The sequence below is a fragment of the Paraburkholderia sp. WC7.3g genome (assembly GCF_050436345.1).
Classification (GTDB): Bacteria; Pseudomonadota; Gammaproteobacteria; order Burkholderiales; family Burkholderiaceae; genus Paraburkholderia; species Paraburkholderia podalyriae.
In genome coordinates, this window is record NZ_JBNDMA010000002.1 from 940,762 (window position 1) to 962,422 (window position 21,661).

The window sequence follows — 21,661 nt, forward strand, 5'->3', positions numbered from 1 at the left end:
GCTTGCCGACAAAGGAGATTCCCAAATGGCAAAGCAATTGCAGGACGCATATATCGTCGCCGCGAGCCGTACGCCGATCGGCAAGGCGCCGCGCGGCGTGTTCAGAAACACGCGTCCGGATGAGCTGCTGGTTCACGCGATCAGGTCGGCCGTCGCTCAGGTGCCCGGCCTCGACACCGGCGTGATCGAAGACGCGATCGTCGGTTGCGCGATTCCGGAAGCGGAGCAGGGTCTGAATGTCGCGCGGATCGGCGCGCTGCTCGCCGGACTGCCGAACACGGTCGGCGGCGTCACGGTGAACCGCTTCTGCGCGTCGGGTCTGACCGCGCTCGCGATGGCCGCGGACCGCATCCGCGTCGGCGAGGCGGATGCGATGATCGCGGGCGGCTGCGAATCGATGAGCATGGTGCCGATGATGGGCAACAAGCCGTCGCTGTCGCCGCATATCTTCGATCGCGACGAAGACGTCGGCATCGCGTACGGCATGGGCCTGACCGCCGAGAAGGTCGCCGAGCGCTGGAAAATCAGCCGCGAAGCACAAGACGCGTTCTCGGTCGAATCGCATCGCCGCGCGATTGCCGCGCAGCAAGCCGGCGAATTCAACGACGAAATCGCCGCGTACACGCTCACCGAGCGTTTCCCCGATCTCGCGACCGGCGAAATCAGCGTGAAGGCGCGCGAGGTGAAGCTCGACGAAGGTCCGCGCGCGGACACGTCGATGGAGGGCCTCGCGAAGCTGCGCGCGGTGTTCGCGAACAAAGGCTCGGTCACGGCCGGCAACAGCTCGCAGACGTCGGACGGCGCGGGCGCGTTGATCGTCGTGTCGGAAAAAATCCTCAAGCAGTTCAACCTGACGCCGCTCGCGCGCTTCGTCAGCTTCGCGGTGCGCGGCGTGCCGCCGGAAATCATGGGCATCGGCCCGAAGGAAGCGATTCCGGCCGCGCTGAAAGCCGCGGGCCTGAAGCAGGACGATCTCGACTGGATCGAGCTGAACGAGGCATTCGCCGCGCAGTCGCTCGCGGTGATCCAGGACCTCGGCCTCGATACCTCGAAGATCAACCCGCTCGGCGGCGCGATCGCACTGGGCCATCCGCTCGGCGCGACGGGCGCGATTCGTGCGGCGACCGTGGTGCACGGCCTGCGCCGCCGCAACTACAAGTACGGCATGGTGACGATGTGCGTCGGTACTGGCATGGGTGCGGCGGGCATTATCGAGCGCCTGTGAGCCGGTGATCGACCGGGGGATCCTTCAGTGATCCACTCAGCACCGCGCAACGGTTCGCAGGCCGCCCGGCTCGCGGACCGTTTTTACATTCAGCAGGAGCACAAGGAGATGAACGGGATGACGACGGATATTCTGGTCGAGCGCGCGGACGGGGTGCTGACCATCGGCTTGAACCGGCCCGGCAGGAAAAACGCGATCACGGCCGCGATGTATCAGACGATGGCCGACGCGCTCGTCGAAGCGCAGGGCGACGCGTCGGTGCGGGCGATCCTGATTCGCGGCAGCGCGGGCATTTTCAGCGCGGGCAACGATCTCGAAGACTTCATGAAGTCGCCGCCGGTCGGTGAAAGTCCGCCGGTGTTCCAGTTCCTGCGCGCGATCAGCTCGGCGGAAAAGCCGGTGGTGGCGGCGGTCGCGGGGCCGGCGATCGGCATCGGCACGACCCTGCTGCTGCATTGCGACCTGGTCTACGCGGACGATACCGCGAGCTTTTCGCTGCCGTTCACGCAGCTCGGGCTGTGCCCGGAGGCAGCGTCGAGCCTGCTGCTGCAGCGCGCGGCGGGCTATCAGGCGGCGGCGGAAAAGCTGCTGCTCGGCGAGGCGTTCGACGCGGCCGAAGCGCACCGCATGGGCTTCGTGAATCGCGTGCTGCCGGCGGGCGAAGTCGACGCGTTCGCGGCGTCGCAGGCCGCGAAGCTGGCGGCGCTGCCGGCGTCGTCGTTGCGCGTCACGAAGAGCCTGATGAAGCGCGCAAGCCAGCAGGAACTGCAGACGCAGATGACCGAGGAAGCGGTGCACTTCGGCAAGATGCTGCTTGCGCCCGCAGCGCGCGAGGCGTTCAAGGCGTTCTTCGACAAGCGCAAGCCGGATTTTCGGCAGTTCGACTAGCGGCGGGCGGCGCAGGCGGGATTCGGGTGCGTTGCCGGTGAATCGCCGCTGCGCAGCTTCAATCGCTTAAACCTGCGGCTGCCACGTGTCGTAATCGACGTAGCTGCCTTCGCGGCAGAAGCTCACGAGCCGCACGCCTGCCTCACGCGCGATCGCAATCGCGAGCGACGACGGCGCCGAGATCGTCGCGACCATCGGCACGTCGACGCGCGCGGCCTTGCGTACCAGCTCGTAGCTCGCGCGGCTCGATAGAAACACGAAACCGTCGCGCGTATCGGCGCGGTCGAGCACGAGCTGGCCGATCAGCTTGTCGAGCGCGTTGTGGCGGCCGACGTCCTCGAATGCATAGTGGATCGCGCCTTGCGCATCACACCACGCGGCCGCGTGCAGGCCGCCCGTCAAACGAGTGAGCGCCTGGTGCTCGGGCAGCGCGCGCGCGGCGCGTGCGATCGCATCGGGCGCGAGCCGCTGCAAGAAGCCAGTGTCGGGTACACGCTGCGGTTTCAGATCCAGCAGATCGATGCTTTCGATGCCGCACACGCCGCAGCCGGTGCGCCCGGCGAGCGCGCGGCGCCTTTCCTTCAAACCGGCGAACGCCTGCTGCACGACCTGCAATTGCACCTCGGCATGCGGCAGCTCGCCGTGCTCGTGCAGTTCGACCTCGATGTCCTGAATGTCGCTGCCGCGCTCGACGATCCCCTCCGAAATCGCGAAGCCGACCGCGAACGCTTCGAGATCGCGCGGCGTGCACATCATCACCGCGTGCGAGATGCCGTTGAACACGAGCGCGACCGGCCACTCCTGGCCGACGTGATCGGTGGCGGTTTCAACCACCGCGCCGCGATGGCGGCGCACTTCGAGTTGCATCGCGCCGGGTTGTTCGTCGGTGTCGAGGGCGTGGGGCTGATCGTTCGCCCGCCCGGTCTGGCGCCCGTTTTGCTGTCCGTTCAAGCTGCTTCACTCCTGTACCATGCCGCGCGTTCAAGTGCCCGCCGGGCTCGCCGTATGCTCTGCGGCGGCCGTCGCGCGGGCCGCCGTCGCGCGAATAAGGTTCTAAAATACCTCAAGCGACGCCCGCACGCTGTCCGCCATCGACAAGGAGCACTGACATGGGACTCAACGAAGCACCGCTTCTGTTCGACTTCGAAGTCGCGTCTTCGGAGAATTTCACTTATATCCCGATGTCGGTGCGCTTCAATCTCGACCGTTTCGGGCTGCGCATCACTCTCGCGCAATGGCAGCAGCTGCCGCTCGAAGACCGCAAGCTGCTCGCGCGTTTCCCGGTCGAAGACGATACGCAGATCGAGCCGAATTTCGATCACGCGCTGTTCGAAATGCTGCGCACGCACGCGAACGTCGAACCCGAGTGGTTCACGCCGGAGGAGTCGCCGGCCTGGCGTCAAACCGACAGCGTGCCCGACGGTGTCGCGCATCAGGCGGGGCTGGCGGGCCTCGCCGCGCCGAGCGTCGTGCGCTGGGCCGAGCTCGATCCATTCAAGCGCTATGTGCTCGCGAAGCTGTCGCGCAAGCCCGAGGCGAACCACGATTTCGTGCCGGCGATGAAGGAATTTGGAGCGGCCGGCTAGGTGCGGCCGGCTAGGCGCGGCCGGCTAGGTGCGGCCGGCCAGGCGCCCCGGAACTACGTGCAGCCTTTCCCCAATCCTCAGTTTTTTTCACGCCGACCCTCAACCCGCTTCCGATCGCTGCCGATATCCAAAGGTTGGCGCGTAAAAGAATTGCATCGATGCGGCCCGACGCACCGACCGCGAGCGCGCGCTCCCGCCCTCGGAACGATTGAACGTTCGGAACCCATGATTCCTTATTTTTCGAAGCGGCTGCTGATCAATATCGCAGTCGTGGTCGTCGCGGTCGGTGCGAACGCGTTCGTCGCGTACACGCAGATTCGCGGGCAGCGCGACGCCGATGCGCGCCTGCAGCGCTCGACCAGCGTGCACCAGAACCTCGATGCGTATCACGCCGCGCTCGCTAATGCGCTAGCCGCGCTGCACCGCCTGAAGGCATCGGGCAAGCCGGTGCCGCCCGACGCGGCCGCTTCGATGACGGAAACACTCGCGAGCCGCGAGCGCGCACTGCGCGACGAACTCGCGAGCGAGCCGTACATGTCGGCGGCGCTCGCCAGCCTGAGCGCGGCGCGGCACGGGTTGCAGGACGATATCGAGCACGCGCTGCGCAGCGACGCGAGCGGTGTGCGCGGCGCCGCCGGCGCGGCGTCGGACGCGGCCCCTTTCGACGCGCCATTCGACGCATCCGTCGACCGCTCCGTCGACACCGCGCCGCCAGATTCGCATCTCGGCCTCGCGCTCGAGCGTGTCGAAGTCGCGCTCGCCACGTTGCGCAGCGAGGAAAACCGCTCGTTGCAGACCTCGCTCGCGGCATCGGCGAGCGACAGCGAGCGCGCGATGTTCGTGCTGCTCGTGACGATGCTCACCGGCAGCGCGCTACTGTTCCTCACCTTCGGCGCGCGCGAGAACAGCGCTCGCGAGAAGCTGCGCAGCGCCCGCGCGCTGGTGCGCAACGACGAGCGTTTTCGCAGCCTGTTCGACGATCACACGGTGCCGATGTACATCATCGATCGCGACACGCTGCGCTTTCTCGCCGTCAACAAGGCCGCGATCCAGCAATACGGCTACACGGAAAGCGAGTTTCTCGGCATGACGATCCGGGCGATCCGCCCGAACTCCGGAATCGGCCGCCTGGAGACGCATCTGCACCGCAGCGCCGACCTCCGTCAGAGCCACACGATGGCGGGCGTCTGGCGGCATCGGCGCAAGGACGGCTCGATCTTCAGCGTGAACGTGTCGTATCACGCGCTGAACTTCATGGGCCGCGACGCCTCCTTCGTGCTGGCGGACGACGTGACCGACCAGATCAACGCCGAAGCAGAAGCGCAGCGCTCGAATCAGATGCTCGAAGCGGTGATCGACAACATTCCGCAGCGCATCTTCTGGAAGGACCTGAACTCGCGCTATCTCGGTTGCAACATGGCGTTCGCGCGCGATGCGGGGCTCGCGTATCCCGAGCAGGTGGTCGGCAAGACCGACGCCGATCTGGCGTGGCGCGCGTTCGCCGATCTGTTGACCGGGCACGATCGCGAAGTCGTGAGCACCGGCGTGCCGAAGATGAACTTCGAGGTCGACTTCGTGATCGACGGCGTGCATCGCACGACGGTCACGAGCAAGCTGCCGTTCACCGACGGCGACGGCCAGGTGATCGGCGTGCTGGGCTCGTACACCGACATCACCGAGCGCAAGCGCGCCGATCTCGCGCTGCGTCTGCAAAGCCGTGCACTCGACGCGAGCGTCAACGCGATCCTGATCACCGCGCCGTCGCCGTCGGGCAATCTGATCGAATACGTAAATCCGGCGTTCATGCGCATCACCGGCTACGATCCCGCCGAGGTGATCGGCCACGACTGCCGCGTGCTGCAACGCGACGACCGTGACCAGGAAGGCGTCGCGTTGATCCGCGAGGCGCTCGCGGCGAATCGCGAGGTCAGCGCGGTGGTGCGCAACTATCGCAAGGACGGCGCGCTGTTCTGGAATCAGCTGTTCATCGCGCCGGTGCCGAACGCGGAAGGCGTGATCACGCATCATATCGGCGTGATCAACGACGTGACCGAGCTGATCCGCTATCAGGAACAGCTCGAATACCAGGCCAACTACGACGGCCTCACGCGGCTGCCGAATCGCAACCTGCTGCGCGACAGACTCGAACATGCGCTCGTCGTCGCGCAGCGGCACCATACGGGCGTCGCGGTCGTGTTCCTCGATCTCGACGGCTTCAAGAACGTCAACGACAGCCTCGGCCATAGCGTCGGCGACCGGCTGCTCGGCGTGGTCGCCGAACGGCTCGCGCGCTGCTCGCGCACCAGCGACACGGTTGCGCGCCACGGCGGCGACGAGTTCGTGATCGTGATGACCGACACCGTCGACGAGCAATCGCTGATCACGTGGATGGAGCGCGCGCGTGCGTCGATCGCCGAGCCGGTGTGGCTCGACGGCACCGAGCTGTACGTCGGCTGCAGCATGGGCGCGAGCCTGTTCCCACAGGACGGCGAGGATGCCGAAACGCTGATGAAGAAGGCCGACGTCGCGATGTACCGCGCGAAGGACATGGGACGCAACACTTTCCAGTTCTATCAGCCGGAGATGAACGCGAGCGCGGGCGCGCGCCTGAATCTCGAACGACGCCTGCGCCGCGCGCTGCGCGACAAGGAGTTCTTGTTGCACTATCAGCCGCAGGTCGATATCGGCAGCGGACAGATCGTCGGTATCGAGGCGCTGGTGCGCTGGCACGATCCCGAGGTCGGGCTCGTGCCACCGTCGTCGTTCATTCCGCTGGCCGAGGAAAGCGGGCTGATCGGGCCGCTGTCGGAGTGGGTGCTGCGCGAGGCATGCCGCCAGAACAAGGCGTGGCAGGATCAGGGCTTGCCGCCGGCACGCGTGTCGGTGAATCTGTCCGCGCGCGTGTTCCAGCAGCGCGATATCGCGAAGCTCGTCATGCAGGTGCTCGACGAGACAGGGCTCGAACCGAAGTACCTCGAACTCGAGCTGACCGAAAGCACGATCATGCGCAACGCGGAAGAAGCGGTGTCGATGCTCAACGAGCTGCACGCGCTCGGCATCGGTCTCGCGATCGACGACTTCGGCACCGGCTATTCGAGCCTCAGCTATCTGAAGCGCTTCCCGGTGGACCGGTTGAAGATCGACCGCTCGTTCGTATCGGATATCGGTGTGTCGGGCGACGACGAGACGATCACGTCGGCGATCATCGCGCTCGCGCATTCGCTGAAGCTGCAGGTGATCGCCGAGGGCGTGGAAACGTCCGCGCAACTCGACTTCCTGAAGGAACGCGCGTGCGACGAGATGCAGGGCTTCTATTTCGCCAGGCCGCTATCGACGGAAGCGATTTCCGAGCTGCTGCACGGCGGGTTGGTGCGGGAGCTGGAGCCGGCGTGAGGCGAGCGTGATGCGCGGCGCCCGGTGTCGCCGTGGGGCGCCGCGTAGTGCCGCGTGTTGCCGCGTGTTGCATTAGCCGCCGGTCACTCCGCCGGTGTGTCCTTGAACACTGGCAGGCTTTCCGCGAACGCGGAAAACTTCTCGAGCCGCGGATGATCGTCCTTGCTGACCGTCTCCGGCAGCATCATGTGCGTGAACTGCCATGCGACGGCGACGGCCACGTCCGCCGCGCTGAACTGCTGCTGTGCATCGGGCAGTGGCCCTTCTCCCAACTCGTGTTCGAGTCCGGCATAGGCGGCGAGCAGTTGCGCGCGCACGCGCTCGACCCACGGTTCATGCTGCTTCTCCTGAGGCCGCAGATTGCGCTCATAGACGATCTGCACGCTCTTTTCGCACGCGGCGAGCGCGAGACCCGTCAGACGCGCGGCGCGCAACGCCGCGTCGGCTTGCGTCGGGAACAGCTGGGTGGGACCGGCGAGCGTCGCCAGATACTGCAGGATCACCGTCGAGTCCATCAGGATCGCGCCGTTTTCGGCGACGAGCGTCGGCGCCTTGACGACCGGGTTGATCTTCGCGAATTGGTCGTAGGTGCGGAATACCGAAATCGACTGGTGTTCGAAGTCGAGCGCGAGCAGCTTCATGCAGATGGCGACGCGCCGCACGTAGGGCGAGTCGAGCATTCCGATCAGTTTCATCTCGTTTCCATTAGAAGAGCGACTATGGGGCGCCCGGGCCTCGTGCGCTGATCGGCTGAAACGGCTAGCGGGTGGCGCGGCGCGTGACGCGTGGAACCGCTAGCTTAAGCATCCTCGCTGACTCAGTCCAGCACGGGCAGCGCGCGCGGACGGCGGTCGCTGTCGGTGGCGACGTAGGTGAGGATCGCTTCCGTGACCTTGACGACTTCCTGCGAGAGCCTCATTCGCTGCGCGTAGACCTCGACCGACACCGTCACCGACGTATTGCCGGTCTTCACGATGTCCGCGTAAAAGCTGAGCAGATCGCCGACGAACACCGGCTGCTTGAACAGGAAAGAATTGACCGCGATCGTCGCGACCCGCCCATTCGCGCGACGGCTTGCCGGAATCGAGCCGGCGATGTCGACCTGTGCCATGATCCAGCCGCCGAACACGTCGCCATGAATGTTCGAGTCCGATGGCTGCGGCATCACGCGCAGCGCGCACGGCTTGGACGGAAGTTGAAGAAGATCGGTCATCGGGACATCCTTGGGAAACGTATTCGACCGTGGGCCATGAAAAGCGGCACCAGCCGGCTTCTGCGACAATACGAAGATCAGGAATTGTACGGGAAAGCGCCCAGCGAAGCGCGCGAGCCGCGCGCCGCTGCGAACTCTGGCAGTTCCACACTCTCCTCACGATTTATGCGCCGCACGCCTTCGTCCGAACCCTCGCCGATTTCCACCCAACCCCGCAACGACTGGCAGACGATCCTGTCGCTGCTGCCGTATCTCGCGACCTACAAATGGCGGGTCGGCTTCGCGCTCAGCTGCCTGATCGGCGCAAAGGTCGCGAACCTCGGCGTGCCGATCGTGATGAAGCGCATCGTCGACAGTCTCGCGTCGGTCCGGCATCTGACCGCGCTCGGCCGCGCGCAGGACGCGCCCGGCATCGTGCTGCTCGGCGGCGTCGGATTGCTGGTGGTCGCGTATGCGGTGGTGCGGCTATCGACGTCGCTCTTCACCGAGTTGCGCGAAATGCTGTTTTCGAAAGTGACCGAAAGCGCGGTGCGCCAACTCGCGCTGAAGGTGTTCCGCCATCTGCACGGGCTGTCGCTGCGCTTTCATCTGGAGCGGCAGACGGGCGGCATGTCGCGCGATATCGAACGCGGCACGCGCGGCATCACGCAGCTGATTTCCTATTCGCTGTACAGCATCCTGCCGACGCTCGTCGAAGTCGGTCTCGTGCTCGGCTTTTTCGTCGTCAAATACGAGGCCTATTACGCGATCGTCACGTTCGTCGCGCTCGCGGTGTACATCGCGTTCACGGTGAAGGTCACCGAGTGGCGCACGCACTTTCGCCGTACGATGAACGAGCTCGATTCGAAGGCGAATTCGCGCGCGATCGACTCGCTGCTCAACTACGAGACCGTCAAGTACTTCGGCAACGAGGAGTGGGAAGCGAGCCGCTACGACGAAAACCTGAAGCGCTATCGCGCGGCGGCGATCAAGTCGCAGCGCTCGCTGTCGGCGCTGAACTTCGGGCAACAGGCGATCATCGGCACGGGGCTCGTGTTCATCCTTTGGCGCGCGACGCAGGGCGTGATGGCCGGGCGTCTGACGCTCGGCGACCTGGTGCTGATCAACACCTTCATGCTGCAGCTGTATATTCCGTTGAATTTTCTCGGCGTGGTCTATCGCGAGCTGAAGCAGAGCCTGACCGACATGGACCGCTTGTTCTCGCTGCTCGGCGCGCCGCAGGAAGTGCCGGACGCGCCCGACGCGGTGGCCTTGCAGGTCAGCGGCGCGCAGCTGCGCTTCGACGACGTGAGCTTCGCGTACGAGCCTGCGCGGCAGATTCTGCACGGCGTGAGCTTCACGATCGCGGCCGGCACGACGACGGCGGTGGTCGGCCACAGCGGCTCGGGCAAGTCGACGCTCGCGCGGCTGCTGTTCCGCTTCTACGATCTCGACCGCGCGACGGGCGGCGCGATCCGGATCGACGGGCAGGATATTCGCGACGTCACGCAGGATTCGCTGCGCGCGTCGATCGGCATCGTGCCGCAGGACACGGTGCTGTTCAACGATTCGATCTACTACAACATCGCGTACGGGCGGCCGTCGGCGACGCGCGACGAAGTGATCGCGGCGGCGCGCGCCGCGCATATCCACGAGTTCATCGAGAGTCTGCCGAAGGGCTACGACACGCCGGTTGGCGAACGCGGACTCAAGCTCTCCGGCGGCGAGAAACAGCGCGTGGCGATCGCGCGGACAATACTCAAGAATCCGCCGATCCTGCTGTTCGACGAAGCGACGTCCGCGCTCGATTCGCGCTCCGAGCGCGCGATCCAGCATGAGCTGGACCTGATTGCGCGCGAACGCACGACGCTGATCATCGCGCACCGGCTGTCGACGGTCGTGCACGCGCAGCAGATCATCGTGATGGACAAAGGGCGCATCGTCGAGCGCGGCACGCACGCGGAGCTGTTGCGCGCGAACGGTCTGTTCGCGCAGATGTGGGCGTTGCAGCAGCGCGCCGCGCAGACACCGGAGGTGGTGGAAGGGGCGGAAGCCGTCGGCGCGAGCGAGAGCCCGGCGAAGTAAAGCTCAGCGCGAGCGCAACAGCCGATCGAGCACTTCCAGCTGCGCCCGCGTGCCGACGTTCTCCCACACGCCTTCATACAGCTCGCCGCTCGCGAGCCCACGCGCGATGGTCCCGCGGTAATACGGGCTCAGCGCGCGCCGCGTGCCGCGCGGCAGATCCCGGAACATGCGCGTGTCGTACAGCCCGAAACTGCCGAACGTGACGCGCGGCTGCGCCTCGAGCGACAGCATGCCGTCGACGAGACCAAAGTCGCCGTTCGGGTGAAACGCCGGATTCGGCACCATCACCAGATGCATGCCGGGCTCGGGCAGCGCCTTCAACTGGCCGGCGCGTGCGTGCAGCGCGGCGTAGTCGTACTCGCTGTACACGTCGCCGGCCACCGCGACGAATACGTGGTCCGCGCCGTCGTCTGCTAGTAGCGGCAGCGCCTGCGCGATGCCGCCCGCGGTCTCCAGCGCCTCGTGCTCGGGCGAGTAGCGCAACTCGACGTGCCAGCGCGAACCGTCGCCGAGCGCGGCTTCGAGCTGCGCGCCGAGCCACGCATGATTAATCACGATGCTGCGGATGCCGGCGCGCGCGAGCCGTTCGATCTGCCACACAATCAGCGGCTTGCCGCCCACTTCGAGCAAGGGCTTCGGGCACGCGTCCGTCAACGGACGCATGCGCTCGCCGCGGCCCGCGGCGAAAATCATCGCTTTCTTTACGGACATCGTCATCGGTCAGAAGGTGTAGCCGATTTCCTGCGCGCGGCCGTCGAGGTCGTCGAGCAGTTTCGCGAACCCGCGCAGCGGCGCGTAACGCTCCGCCACCTTGCGTGCATAGCCGATGAAGCGCGGCAGGTCGTTCATGTAGTGCGCCTTGCCGTCACGGTAGTTGATGCGGCAGAACAGGCCGAGCACCTTGATGTGCCGCTGCAGTCCCATCCATTCGAGCTGGCGGTAGAACTCGCCGAAATCGGCATCGACCGGCAGGCCGGCTTTTTTCGCGCGCTCCCAGTAGTACGCGAAGCAGTCGAGCTCGAACGCCTCGTCCCAGCTGAGGAACGCGTCGCGCAGCAGCGATACGACGTCGTACGTAATCGGTCCGTACACCGCGTCCTGGAAGTCGAGCACGCCGGGGTTCGCCGGGTTGGGCGCCGAGGCGATCATCAGATTGCGCGGCATGAAATCGCGCAGCATGAAGCTTTGCGGCTGCGCGCGCGCGCTCGCGATCAGCAGCGCGAACGTGCGATCGAGCTGCGCGCGCGTGGCGGCGTCGACCTCGCGGCCGAGGTGCCGGCCGATGAACCACTCGGGCATCAGCTCCATCTCGCGGTGCAGGAACGCTTCGTCGAACGGCGGCAGCACGTCTTCGCGCGACGTGAGCTGCCAGCGGATCAGCGCGTCGAGCGCGTCGCGCATCAGCGTGCGAGCCGCGCGCGTGTCGCCCGCGGCCTGCGCGTCGGTTAGCGCGCCGAGGTACGACGCGGTGCCGAGATCGGTGACGAGCATGAAGCCCGCGTCGAAGTCGACCTCGAGCACGCGCGGCACGTGCACGCCGGCGGCCTCGAGCAATTGCGCGATCTGCGCGAATTCGCGGCATTTTTCGGGCGGCGGCGCGTCGACGGCGATCAGCGTGGCCGCGCCATTGCCTTGCGCCGCCTTACCGGCGAGCCGGAAATAACGGCGGAAACTGGCGTCGGACGAGGCCGGAACGAGGGTGTCGGGCTCGAGCGCATGGCGCGCCGCGTGGCCTTGCAACCAGGCCTTGAGCAGGGAGAGACGGGTGTCGGTGAAGTCTTGGGTGGAAGGCAGCGTCATGAAAAGCGGCGGCAAATTCTTGGGGACAACGTCTTGCCATATAATACCCCACGACTTTTTTGACGCGACTCACACGCCAGCTTTCGCGTGCACCGTTTTACCGCCCGCCTTATCACTCGGCAAATTGGGAATCCAGACATGCAGCCGACTCTTCGGGTCGCGGTGTGCAGGCGGTGGATCGTGACGACGGAAGCTTGCGCACGGGTCGACTCGCCAAACGATACATGCCGCCCAGACAGCTTTCCGATACCACTCCTTCCTGTGCAGTAGTGCCGCGCAAAAGGCGGCTCGTCGCGGCGTTGATCGCCGTTCCGGGTCTGATGCCCGCGCTTGCGCACGCCCAGTTGACGGGGGAAGCTGCGCAACCGCAAGCGGTCTACCCGCCGTGGGGCATGCAGCTTGCCCCGCAGCTCGAAGAGCATCCGTTGCAAACGGGCCAGCGGCCGGCCACCTTCGTGCTCGGCGACCACGCGAGCGGCACGATCGACCAGGATCTGGCCGCCAAGGGCTCGGCCGAAGTGCGCCACAACACGGCCGTGATCAAGGCCGACGCGCTGCACTACGACCAGGACACGGACATGGCCGATGCGTACGGCAATGTCCACGTGATCAATACCGGCAATACCTTCATCGGACCCGAAGCGCATCTGCGCGTCGATTCGACCGAAGGCTTCATGACCGCGCCGAAGTATCGCTTCACGCTGACGGGCGGCTCGGGCAGCGCGCAGCGCGTCGACCTGCTCGACGCCGAGCGCTCGGTGTTCACGAAGGGCACCTACACGGCGTGCGCGTGCACGGACAATCCGGCCTGGTACATCAAGGGCAGCGAGTTCGATTTCGACACCGGCGCGGACGAAGGCGTCGCCTATAACAGCGTGCTGTTCTTCCAGGGCGTGCCGGTGTTCGCGTCGCCGTGGCTGTCGTTCCCGCTGTCGGGCGATCGGCGCAGCGGCCTGTTGCCGCCCACGTTCTCGCTGAGCTCGACGAACGGTTTCGAGCTGTCGGTGCCGTATTACTTCAACATCGCGCCGAATCGCGATCTGACGGTCACGCCGCGTCTGATCTCGAAGCGCGGTGTGCAGTTGCAGAGCACGTTCCGCTATCTGTCGCCGACGTATTCCGGGTCGATCACCGGTGAATTTCTGCCCGACGATCACCTGACGAAGACCAACCGCTACGCGCTGTACATCCAGCACAACCAGAATTTCGGTAACGGCTTCGGCGGCTACATCTATTACAACAAGGTTTCGGACAACACCTATCCGGAAGACCTGTCGTCGTCGGTCAACCAGTTCATGAACGGCACCCAGCTCCTGTATCAGCAGGAAGCCGGGTTGACCTACAACAACGGACCGTGGTCCGTGCTCGCGCGTGAGCAGCACTGGCAGACGCTGCAGCCGTCGGTCGCGCCGTACGGCCGCGAGCCGCAGTTGAACGTGAAGTACGCGAAGTACAACATCGGCGGCTTCGATTTCGGCGCCGAGGCCGACTACACGAACTTCCGCATCACCACCGCGGATCTGAGCGAAGGCCAGCGGGTGCTGTTCAACCCGTACCTGTCATATTCGGTGGTGGGGCCGGGCTACTTCGTCACTCCGAAGGTGCAGTGGCACTTCGCGTCGTACAACCTGAACAACATCGGCACCGATCTGGCGAACGTGCCGGGGGCGCAGAAGAATTTCACCGAGTCGATCCCGACCTTCACGTTCGACACGGGACTGATCTTCGAGCGCTCGGTGCGCATTTTCGGCGCGGACTATATCCAGACGCTGGAGCCGCGCCTGTACTACGTGTACACGCCGTACCGCAACCAGAACAACGCGCCGCTGTTCGATACCGCCGAATCCGACTTCGGTCTCGCGGAAATCTTCACGCCGAATACGTTCGTCGGTAACGACCGGATCGCCGACGCGAACCGCGTGACCGTCGGTCTCACGACGCGCTTCATCAACCCGTCCACCGGCGACGAACGCGCGCGCTTCGTGATCGCGCAGCAGTATTACTTCCAGGATCAGCGCGTCACGCTGACGCCGACCCAGACCAGTACCCAGGCCACGCACTCGGACCTGATCGCGGGTGCGTCGATCAAGCTGGGCGCCGGTTTCGCTTCGGAAACGGCGTTCCAATATAATGCGGACAATAACCAGCTCACGAAAACGAGTGTCGGTTTCGGGTTCAGTCCGGAGAGCGGCAAGGTCATCAACGTCGCATACCGCTATACGCGCGCCAACACCACGCTCGACAACCAGCCGATCAATCAGGTGCTGATTTCGGGCCAATGGCCGCTGTCGCACCGGATGTACGGGGTCGGCCGGTTCAATTACGACCTGGGTGGCCACCGTGTCGTCGACGGCCTGATCGGCCTCCAATACGACGCGGACTGCTGGACGCTCGGCGCCGGCATCCAGCGCTATGCGAACGGCCTGAACACGTCGGGACAGAATCAGTCGAGCACGCGGTTTCTGGCGCAGTTGACGTTCAAGGGCTTGTCGAGCGTCGATAACGGGCTGATGACCGCGTTCCGCAGCAGCGTGGCCGGCTATACACCGCTGCCGCCGCCGCCGCCGCCGGAGTCGCGGTTCACCAATTACGAATGACGGTCGCCCGGTCATTCACGGCTTGCGAAAAGACGGGCGAAGCGCCCGACATCATTGGAGTATCTGTGGCAATCATGAAACAGCTTCGCTTGGCAATACTCGCGGCGGGTCTCGCCGCCGCGGCGTCCTTCGTTCCAGTTGCGTCGGTACAGGCGCAGGCATTGGGCGGCAATAGCGGCCAGACGGTCGATACCATCGCCGCGGTAGTCAACAACGGTGTCATCACGCAGCGCGAACTCGACGAACGGGCCAGCCTGATCGCGCACCGGCTGAACCAGCAGAACGCCCCGGTGCCGCCGGCGGACCAACTGCGCCAGCAGGTGCTCACGCAGATGGTGCTCGAGCGCATCCAGCTGCAAAAGGCCAAGGAAGACGGCATCACCATCGACGACGCAGCCGTGCAGCGCACGCTCGAGCGTCTCGCGCAGGCGAACAACATGTCGGTCCAAATGTATCGCGCGCGCATCGAGGCGCAAGGCGTGCCCTGGACCACCTTCTCGAACGACGCCCGCACGGAGCTGACGCTGTCGCGTCTGCGCGAGAAGGAAGTGGATAGCAAGATCACGGTGACGGACGCCGAGGTCGCGAACTACATCGCCAGCCAGCGCGGCCCGGGCGTCGGCCAGACGAACGACCTGCACGTGCAGCACATTTTCGTGAAGGCGCCGCTGAACGCGTCGGAGACCGACATCGAGGCGGCGCAGAAGAAGGCCGAAGGGCTGCTCGCCGAAGCGAAGGGCGGCGCGGATTTCGAAAAGCTGGCGAAAGCCAATTCGCAGGCGCCGGACGCGTCGAAAAACGGCGGCGATCTCGGCTTCCTCGCGCCGTCGAAGCTGCCGCCCGAGTTCGTGAAGGCCGCGTCGGCATTGCGTCCGGGTGAGGTCAATCCGGATCTGGTCCGCACCAACGACGGCTTCGAAATCGTGCGCCTCGTCGAGCGCCGCGCCGGCCAGGGCAACAGCTCGGACGCGCCGAAGCTCGTGCAGACGCATGTGCGCCACATTCTGCTGCGCGTCGGCGACGGTCTATCCGAACCGCAGGCACGCCAGAAGCTGCTCGACATCCGCAACCAGATTGCCGCGGGCGGCGACTTCACGAAGTTCGCGCGCACTTACTCGCAGGACGGCTCGGCGTCGCAAGGCGGTGACCTCGGCTGGATCAGCCCGGGCGAGACGGTGCCCGAGTTCGAGCGCGCGATGAACTCGCTGCAGGACAACCAGATCAGCGAGCCGGTGCGCAGCGAATACGGCTACCACCTGATCCAGGTGCTCGGCCGCCGCGATGCGGAAGGCTCGGTTGCGCAGCAGATGGATCTCGCGCGTCAGGCCATTGGCCAGCGCAAGGCGGAACAGGCTTACGCCGACTGGCTGCGCGAGCTGCGCGACACCGCATACGTCGAAGTGAAGCCGACCACGGCGAGCGTGCAGTAACGGAGCGAAGGCCATGACGAGCGCTACCCAGTCCACCCTCCGCCCGCTGCAGATCGCGATCACGACCGGCGAGCCCGCCGGCGTCGGTCCCGAGCTGACCGCGCAGGCGCTGGCGGGCGCGGCGGCGCATTGGCCTCACGCGCAGTTCACCGTGCTCGGCGATGCGCGGCTACTCGCTGAGCGGGCGGGCGCGGTCGGCGTCGATTGGGCCGCGTTGCTCGCTCAGGGTCCGCGCGTGCGGCTCGAGCATCACGCGCTCGGCACACCAGCGCGGGCGGGCAAGCTCGACGCCGCGAACGGCCGCTATGTGCTCGATCTTCTCGATGCGGCGATCGACGGCGCGGTGGCCGGCACGTTCGACGCGATCGTCACCGCGCCGCTGCAAAAAAGCACGATCAACGACGCCGGAGTGCCGTTCACCGGACACACCGAATATCTGGCCGGGCGCACCCATACGCCGCGCGTCGTGATGATGCTCGCGGGCATCGGCAAGCGGCCGCTGCGCGTCGCGCTCGCGACCACGCATCTGCCGTTGAAGGACGTGTCGGCCGCCCTGACGATCGAAAGCCTCGTTGCAACGCTGCGCATCATCGATCACGACCTGCGTCACCACTTCGGCTTGCCCGCGCCGCGCATCCTCGTGACGGGGCTCAATCCGCACGCGGGCGAAAACGGCTATCTGGGCCGCGAGGAAATCGACGTGATCACGCCGGCGTTGCAGCAGGCGAACGGCGAGGGCATCGACGCGCGCGGTCCGTATCCGGCTGACACGCTGTTCCAGCCGCGCTATCTCGACGAAGCCGACTGCGTGCTCGCGATGTTCCACGACCAGGGCCTGCCGGTGCTGAAATTCGCGACGTTCGGCGAAGGGATCAACGTGACGCTCGGCCTGCCGATCATCCGCACGTCGGTCGATCACGGCACCGCGCTCGATCTGGCCGGCACCGGCCGCGCCGACGCGGGCAGCCTGATGGCCGCGATCGACACGGCGGTGTCGATGGCGCAGCATCGTCGCGCGGGCTGACGCGCGGGTGATGTGAGCGGGTGCGGCGCGCGTGACGCGCCGCGCGGCGATGGGTTCCCTCCGGTACGTCTTTCATTCTCAAGCAGTTTTCTTTCTAGCGTTTCTTCGATGTCCACCAGCAGACAGCAAGGCCGGCACCAGGGCCATCTCGCACGCAAGCGTTTCGGTCAGAACTTTCTGGTCGACATGGGCGTGATCGATTCGATCGTCAACGTGATCCGGCCGCAGCGCGGCGAGCGCATGGTCGAAATCGGTCCGGGCCTCGGCGCGCTGACCGAGCCGCTGATCGAGCGGCTCGCAACCCCCGAGTCGCCGCTGCACGCGGTTGAACTCGACCGCGATCTGATCGGCCGTCTGAAGACGAAGTTCGGCGACCTGCTCGAACTGCACGCGGGCGACGCGCTCGAGTTCGACTTCGGCTCGCTCGCGGCACCCGGCGACAAGGCGTCGCTGCGCATCGTCGGCAATCTGCCGTACAACATTTCGAGCCCGCTGCTGTTTCATCTGGCGACGTTCGCGGAGCGCGTGATCGATCAGCACTTCATGCTGCAGAACGAGGTGGTCGAGCGGATGGTCGCGGAGCCGGGCACGAAGGCGTTCGGCCGCCTTTCGGTGATGCTGCAATACCGCTACGTGATCGACAAGCAGCTCGATGTGCCGCCCGAGTCATTCCAGCCGCCACCGAAGGTCGATTCGGCGATCGTGCGGATGATCCCGTACGAACGGCACGAACTGGCGGTGGTCGATGAAAACGTGCTCGGCGAGGTGGTGACGGCGGCGTTCTCGCAGCGTCGCAAGATGCTGCGCAACGCGCTTGCCGCACTGCGCGATACCGTCGATTTCGACGCGCTCGGCTTCGATCTGCAACGCCGCGCGGAGGACGTGCCGGTCGCCGAATACGTGAGCGTGGCGCAGGCGGTGGCGGCGCACTCGGCGGCTGCGGCTGCGCCGGAATAAGCGCGGCGCCGCGCTCAAGCCGCTTGCCGCTTCGCCGGCGCATTGACCAGCGCGATGCCGGCCAACACGAGCAGCGCGGCGATCAGAAAGCGCGCGCTGAACGACTCGCGCAGAAGCAGTACGCCGAAGGTCACGCCAAAGAGCGGCGTCAGAAACGAAAACACCGACAGACGCGACGCAATATAACGCGTGAGTAGCCAGAACCACAGCAGATAGCTGACGAACGCGACGATCACTGCCTGATACGCGAGACTCGCGAGCGCGAGCGGCGTCACGTTTTCCACGCGCACCTGGCCGAGTCCGAACGCCAGTGCGAGCAGCACCACCGCCGACACCATGAGCTGATAGAACAGGGTCTTGCTCGCGCTCGTATGCGCGAGCCGCGAACCGCGCACCACGACGGTAGTCGCGGCCCATGCGATGCCGGCGAGCACACCGAGCGCATCCCCGGCGGCGCCCGCGAGCGTCGAGCCGTGAGACGCGCTTGCGCCCGGACCTGCGCCAGGACCGGCGTGTGGACCGGCATGCAGGAAGCCGTCCGCGAACGCGAGCGCCATCCCGGCAAACGCGACGATAATGCCCAGCCACTGAATGCGGCGCATCCGTTCGCCGTCGACAAACCAGTGCAGGCCGAGCGCCGTGAAGCACGGTGCCGTGTAAAGAAACACCGCCATGCGTGACGCGCTCGTCAGCGTCAGGCCGAGAAAGATGCAAATGAATTCGGTTGCGAACAGCATGCCCGCGAGCAGGCCCGCGCCGAGCGTGCCGTCGTCGCGAAAGAGCGGTGTGCCGCGCGAGCGCGCCCACGCCCACACGAGCACCGCCGCGATCGTCGAGCGCAGCCCCGCCTGAAAGACCGGCGGCACCGCCGCATTGGTGGTCTTGATCGCGACCTGCTGAAGTCCCCAGATGGCACAGAGGCCGACCATCAGGAGGATCGCAAAGCTATCCGGGGCGCGGCGCGTGGGCAGGACGGTGGTGGTGCTCATGGACGATGTGGTGGCGATGCGGCGACGTGAAGAGGGCGCGGCGAGCCGGCGGGTCCGGTGCGCGACGCAGGCCATACGATAGCAAGCACCGGCGGTCAAAGTCGATCGCAGCGCGACTCCTGCGCGCCACCGGGCATCAGTCGACGCGTCCCTTCTTCTGGATCAGCTCGATCTTGTAGCCGTCCGGATCGGCGACGAACGCGATGACCGTCGTGCCGTGTTTCATGGGTCCCGCCTCGCGAGTCACCACACCCCCGCGTTTCTTCACTTCATCGCACGCCGCATACGCGTCGTCGACCTCGAGCGCGATGTGGCCGTAGCCGGTTCCGAGGTCGTACTTGCTCGTGTCCCAGTTGTGAGTGAGTTCGATCGCCGCGCCTTCCGATTCGTCCTCGTAGCCGACGAATGCGAGGGTGAACTTGCCGTCCGGATAGTCGCTCTTTCGAAGCAGGCGCATGCCGAGAACTTCCGTGTAGAAACGGATCGACGCGTCCAGATCACCGACTCGAAGCATGGTATGCAAGATTCGCATGAATAGTCCTTTAGTGGTTGGTCGATAAATGCATTGACTTGCGGCAATTGTAAATGATTGCCTCAAACCTCGGCGCGAAGCGGCGCGGCGCGGCCGTCCCGCGGATTCCAGCACCACGCTCCGCGTCCCTGCTTCGAATCCGACATATTCGGACAAAAAACAGGCGGCAATAGGGGTTGTGTCCAGTTGCCCGATTGATATTCGTGCCCAAAACTCATCTTCAATCCGATTTGTCAGATCGTGGTCTGATATATCGGACAACCCAGCGTGACCCGGCGAGTTTCGAGCGTGCCGAAAGGCGCTGAAGCCGATTCGTCCGCTCCGGAATACTCCTCTGCGCTTAGGACCCTGCACATGAAACTTGCCCAACGAGGCGCCAAAGCCGCCTTTCCGTTCGCAATCGCTGGCTTGCTGGCAATCACTGGCTGCACCAAGGTCTCCACGCCGGAGCAGAGCGCAGCGGCATCGCCGTCGACGCTTCAGGCCGTGTTGCAGCGTGGCACGCTGCGCGTCGGCGACTGCCTGACGTTCGCGCCATTCGGGTTCTATAACAAGGACGGCCAACCGGACGGCTATGACGTGGACCTCGCGAAGGAACTCGCGAAGCAGATGGGGGTGAAGCTCGAGGTCGTGAATACGACGAGCGCGAACCGGATTCCGAACCTGCAGACCAGCAAAGTGGACGTCGTGTTCTGCAATTTCACGCGGAATCTGGAGCGCGCGAAGGTGATCGAATTCACGGCCCCCTACGTGGTGGCCAGCGAAGCGCTGCTGGTCAGAAAAAATAGCGGCGTTCAGTCGGTCAAGGACATGGGCGGTCGCACGATTGCGACGGTCAAGGGCTCGACCAACGGCGACGAAGTTCGCTCGTTGAATATCCCGATCAAGATCCAGGAGTACGACAGCTCGCAGGCCGCGATTCTCGCCGTTAAGCAGGGGCAGGCCGACGCGATGATCGAGGACAACAACTTCCTTGCGTATCAGGCCAAGCTCGACCCTGAACTCGCGGTGACGAACGAAGCGCTGGTGCCGCTCGAATACAACGCGTTCGGGGTCAAGGCCGGTGATCAGGAATGGCTCAATTACCTGAATCTGTTCCTCTTCAACATCAATGGATCGAAGCTGAACGCGCAGCTCTACAACAAGTGGTTCGGCACCGATCCGCGCTACCCGCTCAATCCGCAATTTTAACGAGCGGCAGATGCCGATATCTGACGAAGCCCGAACGGTGGAGAGTACGCGATGAGTTACGAGTGGCTGACTTTGTGGGGCTACGTACCCGAGTTCCTGAGCGCGAGCTGGCTGACCTTGCAGGTGACCGTGCTGGCATTCGTCCTGGCGGTACTGCTTGGTTTGCTGACCGCGCTCGCCAGTGCTTCTCCGCTCGCGCTGATTCGGTGGATTGCTCGTGGCTACGTTGAGATCATCCGCAATACGCCTGTGCTCCTGCAGATCTTCATCGTTTTCTTCGGCTTGCCATCGGCGGGTATTTCGCTCGACGCATACTGGGCGGGCGTCATTGCACTCGGCGTGAACGTTGGTGCCTACCTGTCGGAAGTGTTCCGCGCCGGCATACAGTCGGTGCCGCGCGGCCAACTCGAGGCCGCCGGCATTCTCGGACTGGAGCCCGCGCAGATCTTCGCCGAGGTCGTGCTGCCGCAGGCCACCCGCGCGGTCTATCCGGCCATCGTCAATTACCTGATCCAGTTGCTGCTCGGTACCTCGCTGCTGTCCGCCATTGCGTTGCCCGAGTTGACCGGCACGGCGACCGTGATCAACTCGCGCACGCTTCTCTACCTTCAGACGTTCAGCGTGACGCTCGTCGCGTATCTCGTGCTCAGTAACGTACTGTCCTGGCTTGCGGGCCAGCTTGGAGCGCGGATCTTTCATCCTCCCCTCGCGATGCCGGCGCGCACCGGTTTCGGCGGAGGTTTCATGCGCCGGACGAAGCGGGCCTGATTAC

Annotated in this window: 18 protein-coding genes; 11 read left to right on the top strand and 7 right to left on the bottom strand. The window is 65.1% G+C overall.

Going from position 1 to position 21,661, the window contains the following annotated elements:
* Positions 1–25 precede the first annotated feature (25 nt).
* Complete coding sequence (locus OKW43_RS15885) at positions 26–1,225, top strand: acetyl-CoA C-acyltransferase (protein WP_429448359.1); 1,200 nt, start codon at positions 26–28, stop codon at positions 1,223–1,225.
* Positions 1,226–1,342: 117 nt separating this feature from the next.
* The gene (locus OKW43_RS15890) at positions 1,343–2,113 is read left to right on the top strand and encodes an enoyl-CoA hydratase (protein WP_429451687.1); all 771 of its coding nucleotides are present in this window, start codon (positions 1,343–1,345) and stop codon (positions 2,111–2,113) included.
* Between the two features lie 66 nt (positions 2,114–2,179).
* On the opposite strand, the gene fdhD is transcribed toward OKW43_RS15890, so the two are convergent.
* On the bottom strand, positions 2,180–3,064 hold the full coding sequence (gene fdhD, locus OKW43_RS15895; RefSeq protein WP_429448361.1) for a formate dehydrogenase accessory sulfurtransferase FdhD: 885 nt from the start codon (positions 3,062–3,064) through the stop codon (positions 2,180–2,182).
* 158 nt (positions 3,065–3,222) lie between these two features.
* Here fdhD and OKW43_RS15900 point away from each other — a divergent pair, with 158 nt between their 5' ends.
* Both OKW43_RS15900 and OKW43_RS15905 read left to right on the top strand, forming a co-directional pair.
* Complete coding sequence (locus OKW43_RS15900) at positions 3,223–3,699, top strand: nitrate reductase associated protein (protein ID WP_187633931.1); 477 nt, start codon at positions 3,223–3,225, stop codon at positions 3,697–3,699.
* A gap of 225 nt (positions 3,700–3,924) precedes the next feature.
* Positions 3,925–7,092, top strand: a complete 3,168-nt coding sequence (locus OKW43_RS15905) for a sensor domain-containing protein (protein WP_429448364.1) — start codon at positions 3,925–3,927, stop codon at positions 7,090–7,092.
* An 83-nt stretch (positions 7,093–7,175) separates the two neighbouring features.
* Here the strand turns inward: OKW43_RS15905 and OKW43_RS15910 are convergent, their stop codons facing one another.
* Both OKW43_RS15910 and OKW43_RS15915 read right to left on the bottom strand, forming a co-directional pair.
* Positions 7,176–7,787, bottom strand: coding sequence for a glutathione S-transferase family protein (locus OKW43_RS15910; protein ID WP_187633929.1), 612 nt, complete (start codon positions 7,785–7,787; stop codon positions 7,176–7,178).
* Positions 7,788–7,909: 122 nt separating this feature from the next.
* On the bottom strand, positions 7,910–8,305 hold the full coding sequence (locus tag OKW43_RS15915; protein WP_429448366.1) for an acyl-CoA thioesterase: 396 nt from the start codon (positions 8,303–8,305) through the stop codon (positions 7,910–7,912).
* A gap of 165 nt (positions 8,306–8,470) precedes the next feature.
* Between OKW43_RS15915 and OKW43_RS15920 the strand changes: the two genes are divergently transcribed.
* A complete protein-coding gene (locus OKW43_RS15920; RefSeq protein ID WP_429448368.1) occupies positions 8,471–10,369 on the top strand; it encodes an ABCB family ABC transporter ATP-binding protein/permease in 1,899 nt (632 codons plus the stop codon).
* A gap of 3 nt (positions 10,370–10,372) precedes the next feature.
* On the opposite strand, the gene murU is transcribed toward OKW43_RS15920, so the two are convergent.
* Together murU and OKW43_RS15930 are read right to left on the bottom strand one after the other, a co-directional pair.
* A complete protein-coding gene (gene murU / locus OKW43_RS15925) occupies positions 10,373–11,086 on the bottom strand; it encodes an N-acetylmuramate alpha-1-phosphate uridylyltransferase MurU (RefSeq protein ID WP_429448370.1) in 714 nt (237 codons plus the stop codon).
* Between the two features lie 3 nt (positions 11,087–11,089).
* The gene (locus OKW43_RS15930) at positions 11,090–12,169 is read right to left on the bottom strand and encodes an aminoglycoside phosphotransferase family protein (RefSeq protein WP_429448372.1); all 1,080 of its coding nucleotides are present in this window, start codon (positions 12,167–12,169) and stop codon (positions 11,090–11,092) included.
* Positions 12,170–12,393: 224 nt separating this feature from the next.
* Here OKW43_RS15930 and OKW43_RS15935 point away from each other — a divergent pair, with 224 nt between their 5' ends.
* From OKW43_RS15935 to rsmA, 4 genes are all read left to right on the top strand, one after another.
* The gene (locus tag OKW43_RS15935) at positions 12,394–14,766 is read left to right on the top strand and encodes an LPS-assembly protein LptD (protein ID WP_187633925.1); all 2,373 of its coding nucleotides are present in this window, start codon (positions 12,394–12,396) and stop codon (positions 14,764–14,766) included.
* A gap of 65 nt (positions 14,767–14,831) precedes the next feature.
* Positions 14,832–16,196, top strand: coding sequence for a peptidylprolyl isomerase (locus OKW43_RS15940; RefSeq protein ID WP_429448375.1), 1,365 nt, complete (start codon positions 14,832–14,834; stop codon positions 16,194–16,196).
* A gap of 13 nt (positions 16,197–16,209) precedes the next feature.
* Positions 16,210–17,220 carry a 4-hydroxythreonine-4-phosphate dehydrogenase PdxA gene (pdxA, locus tag OKW43_RS15945; RefSeq protein ID WP_429448377.1) on the top strand — a complete coding sequence of 337 codons (1,011 nt, stop codon included), beginning with the start codon at positions 16,210–16,212 and terminating at the stop codon, positions 17,218–17,220.
* Positions 17,221–17,328: 108 nt separating this feature from the next.
* Positions 17,329–18,177 carry a 16S rRNA (adenine(1518)-N(6)/adenine(1519)-N(6))-dimethyltransferase RsmA gene (gene rsmA, locus OKW43_RS15950; protein ID WP_187633922.1) on the top strand — a complete coding sequence of 283 codons (849 nt, stop codon included), beginning with the start codon at positions 17,329–17,331 and terminating at the stop codon, positions 18,175–18,177.
* 14 nt (positions 18,178–18,191) lie between these two features.
* Here the strand turns inward: rsmA and OKW43_RS15955 are convergent, their stop codons facing one another.
* Positions 18,192–19,166, bottom strand: a complete 975-nt coding sequence (locus OKW43_RS15955) for a DMT family transporter (RefSeq protein ID WP_187633921.1) — start codon at positions 19,164–19,166, stop codon at positions 18,192–18,194.
* 136 nt (positions 19,167–19,302) lie between these two features.
* Positions 19,303–19,698, bottom strand: a complete 396-nt coding sequence (gene gloA / locus OKW43_RS15960) for a lactoylglutathione lyase (RefSeq protein WP_187633920.1) — start codon at positions 19,696–19,698, stop codon at positions 19,303–19,305.
* 354 nt (positions 19,699–20,052) lie between these two features.
* Here gloA and OKW43_RS15965 point away from each other — a divergent pair, with 354 nt between their 5' ends.
* Both OKW43_RS15965 and OKW43_RS15970 read left to right on the top strand, forming a co-directional pair.
* Positions 20,053–20,889: a transporter substrate-binding domain-containing protein gene (locus OKW43_RS15965; protein WP_429448380.1), complete on the top strand. Its 837-nt coding sequence runs from the start codon at positions 20,053–20,055 to the stop codon at positions 20,887–20,889.
* Between the two features lie 51 nt (positions 20,890–20,940).
* Positions 20,941–21,657 (top strand): amino acid ABC transporter permease, encoded by a 717-nt coding sequence (locus tag OKW43_RS15970; protein ID WP_187633918.1) that lies wholly within the window; start codon positions 20,941–20,943, stop codon positions 21,655–21,657.
* The last annotated feature ends 4 nt before the right edge of the window (positions 21,658–21,661 follow it).

What these genes read in the sequence shown, in the direction of transcription:
- OKW43_RS15885 (WP_429448359.1), top strand. Translation starts at nt 26, where the DNA reads ATGGCAAAGCAATTGCAGGACGCATATATCGTCGCCGCGAGCCGTACG.
- OKW43_RS15890 (WP_429451687.1), top strand. Translation starts at nt 1,343, where the DNA reads ATGACGACGGATATTCTGGTCGAGCGCGCGGACGGGGTGCTGACCATC.
- OKW43_RS15900 (WP_187633931.1), top strand. Translation starts at nt 3,223, where the DNA reads ATGGGACTCAACGAAGCACCGCTTCTGTTCGACTTCGAAGTCGCGTCT.
- OKW43_RS15905 (WP_429448364.1), top strand. Translation starts at nt 3,925, where the DNA reads ATGATTCCTTATTTTTCGAAGCGGCTGCTGATCAATATCGCAGTCGTG.
- OKW43_RS15910 (WP_187633929.1), bottom strand. Translation starts at nt 7,787, where the DNA reads ATGAAACTGATCGGAATGCTCGACTCGCCCTACGTGCGGCGCGTCGCC.
- OKW43_RS15915 (WP_429448366.1), bottom strand. Translation starts at nt 8,305, where the DNA reads ATGACCGATCTTCTTCAACTTCCGTCCAAGCCGTGCGCGCTGCGCGTG.
- OKW43_RS15920 (WP_429448368.1), top strand. Translation starts at nt 8,471, where the DNA reads ATGCGCCGCACGCCTTCGTCCGAACCCTCGCCGATTTCCACCCAACCC.
- murU (WP_429448370.1), bottom strand. Translation starts at nt 11,086, where the DNA reads ATGACGATGTCCGTAAAGAAAGCGATGATTTTCGCCGCGGGCCGCGGC.
- OKW43_RS15930 (WP_429448372.1), bottom strand. Translation starts at nt 12,169, where the DNA reads ATGACGCTGCCTTCCACCCAAGACTTCACCGACACCCGTCTCTCCCTG.
- OKW43_RS15935 (WP_187633925.1), top strand. Translation starts at nt 12,394, where the DNA reads ATGCCGCCCAGACAGCTTTCCGATACCACTCCTTCCTGTGCAGTAGTG.
- pdxA (WP_429448377.1), top strand. Translation starts at nt 16,210, where the DNA reads ATGACGAGCGCTACCCAGTCCACCCTCCGCCCGCTGCAGATCGCGATC.
- rsmA (WP_187633922.1), top strand. Translation starts at nt 17,329, where the DNA reads ATGTCCACCAGCAGACAGCAAGGCCGGCACCAGGGCCATCTCGCACGC.
- OKW43_RS15955 (WP_187633921.1), bottom strand. Translation starts at nt 19,166, where the DNA reads ATGAGCACCACCACCGTCCTGCCCACGCGCCGCGCCCCGGATAGCTTT.
- gloA (WP_187633920.1), bottom strand. Translation starts at nt 19,698, where the DNA reads ATGCGAATCTTGCATACCATGCTTCGAGTCGGTGATCTGGACGCGTCG.
- OKW43_RS15965 (WP_429448380.1), top strand. Translation starts at nt 20,053, where the DNA reads ATGAAACTTGCCCAACGAGGCGCCAAAGCCGCCTTTCCGTTCGCAATC.
- OKW43_RS15970 (WP_187633918.1), top strand. Translation starts at nt 20,941, where the DNA reads ATGAGTTACGAGTGGCTGACTTTGTGGGGCTACGTACCCGAGTTCCTG.